The sequence below is a fragment of the Kocuria sabuli genome (assembly GCF_040981185.1).
GTDB lineage: Bacteria > Actinomycetota > Actinomycetes > Actinomycetales > Micrococcaceae > Kocuria > Kocuria sabuli.
The window spans coordinates 1-2,342 of sequence record NZ_JAVHZE010000042.1; the positions used below are offsets into that span (position 1 = coordinate 1).

Below are 2,342 nucleotides of genomic sequence, written 5' to 3' on the forward strand. Positions count from 1 at the left end.
TCCGCGGCCACCTCGGTCACCGTCGATCCGCCGGTCCGGGCGAGGACCTCGAGCACCGTGATGGCCCGGTCGACGGACTGGACACCTCCGGAGGTCACTCCGTCGGAGCCGTTCTGCTCCTTGGTGGTATCGGAATTGATCGGGGGTCGTGGATCGGATGGGGACATGACCCCATGGTAGTCAATCGACATTGCCGTGCCCCGGCCGTTCCGCTCGGAGACGAGTGGAACGGCCGGGGCACGGAGTGCGCGTGCTGGGCCGGTGGCGACCCGGCCCAGCACGGCTTTCAGGAGCGGTGCGACCCCTTCTTGCTCCGGGCCTGGCCGTTGTTCTCCGGGGCGTAGATCGGCTGACCGGCGGCCGTCGCGTCCACGGCCTGGAACTGGGCCGTGTTCGGATCCGTGCTCTCCCGGGTCACGAGGGTGAACTTCTGGTGCCCGTACTCGTCGACGGCGTTGCGCACCGCGCGGTTCATCACGGAGTCGGACAGGCGCTTGCGCAGCCACATCGGGTCCTGGCGCAGGTCCCGGGCCAGCGCGAAGCACAGCAGGAACATCACCAGGATGAACGGCAGAGCGGACACGATCGTCATCCGTTGCAGGCCGCCCAGGGCGGCTGCGGGATCGTCGCCGCCGGCCAGGAGCATCACCGCGGCGACGCTGCCCATGAGCACACCCCAGAAGATGACGACGGGGCGGGAGGGCTCCAGACTGCCGCGGGAGCTGAGCGAGCCGGTCACGATGGACGCCGAGTCGGCACCCGTGACGAAGAAGATCCCGGTGAGCACCATGGCCAGCACGGCGAGGGCGACGGTCACGGCCTGCGGCAGGTCCAGGCCGGTGAACATGTCGTAGATCGCGCTGTCGAAGGAGATGGTCGGGGACCCGTCCACGACCGTGGCGATGCCGTCGTCCGGGTTCGGCGTGGCGTCGGCCCGGCGCTGGATGTCGATGGCCGTGCCGCCGAAGACGGCGAACCACAGCAGGGACACCAGCGACGGCACCACGAGGACTCCCACCACGAACTGGCGGATGGTCCGGCCCCGGCTGATCCGGGCGACGAACATGCCCACGAAGGGGGTCCAGGAGACCCACCAGGCCCAGTAGAAGATGGTCCATCCGGAGAGCCACTCGCGCATCCCCTCGTCGCCCACGGCCTCCGTGCGGGCGGACATCTCCGGCAGCATCTGCGCGTAGGAGCCCACCGAGGAGGGGATGAGGTTGAGGATGAAGACGCTGGGGCCCACCACGAAGATGATGATCGCCATGAGGAGGGCCAGCACCATGTTGGTGTTCGAGAGGAACTGGATGCCGCGGGCGATGCCGGAGACGGCCGAGGCCACGAAGCAGAACGTCAGCACTCCGATGACGGCCACCAGCATCGGGGTGGTCACCTCGGCGATGACGCCGTTGAACTGCAGACCGCTGCCGATCTGCAGGGCGCCCAGGCCGAGCGACGCGGCGGTCCCGAACACGGTCGCGAAGATGGCGAGCATGTTGATGATCTTCCCGCCGATGCCGTCCACGGCCTTGCGCCCGAAGATCGAGACGAACGCCTCGGAGAGCAGGTTCTTGCGACCCAGCCGGAAGGTGCCGTAGGCGATGGCGATGCCGACCACCGCGTACATCGCCCACGGGTGCAGCGTCCAGTGGAACAGGGACGTGGCCATCGCCGCCTCGATGGCCTCGGCCGTCTGCGCGTCGGCCGTGGCCGGCGGCGGGGCGATGTAGTGGTAGAGCGGCTCGGCGACGCCGTAGAACATCAGGCCGATGCCCATGCCGCAGGCGAACATCATCGAGATCCAGGACACCGTCCGGAACTCCGGGCGCTCACCGTCCTGGCCCAGCGGGATGTTGCCGAACCGGCCGATGGCCAGCCAGAGGACGAAGACCACGAACAGGGAGGCCAGGAGCACGAAGAGCCACCCGGCGGTTTGCAGCACCCAGCCCAGCGCCGCCGTCGAGGCGTTGGACAGGCTCTCCGTGTTCAGGAACCCCCAGAGCACGAATGCGGCCACGAGAGCGCCGGTGACCACGAAGATGGTCCGGTCGAGGCCTTCCAGTCCGGAGCGGAAGGACTTGCGCCGCTCGACGACACCGACCTTCAGCTCGTCGAGGATTGCGGCCTCCTCGGCCTCGGCCTCGTGCAGCATGGTCGTGTCGTCCACGGGCGGCGTCGCGGGCTGTTCGCCGGGCGGTGCCGTGGACCCCTCGGCGTGCGAAGGACCCACGCGATAGTCGTCGTTGCTCATCGGATCTTCTCCTGGCTAGTGGCGCCGGCGGTGGGGATGGTGTCGCCGACTTTTTCGGTGATCCAGTCGTGGAAGGCCCCGATGTGGTGCT

The 2,342-nt window shown here is 68.4% G+C and carries 1 protein-coding gene; it reads right to left on the reverse strand.

All coding sequences use genetic code 11. The annotated features are described in order from the left end of the window. Positions 1 to 286: 286 nt before the first annotated feature. Positions 287 to 2,251 carry a BCCT family transporter gene (locus RE027_RS17705; RefSeq protein WP_368809614.1) on the reverse strand — a complete coding sequence of 655 codons (1,965 nt, stop codon included), beginning with the start codon at positions 2,249 to 2,251 and terminating at the stop codon, positions 287 to 289. Between the last annotated feature and the right edge of the window lie 91 nt (positions 2,252 to 2,342).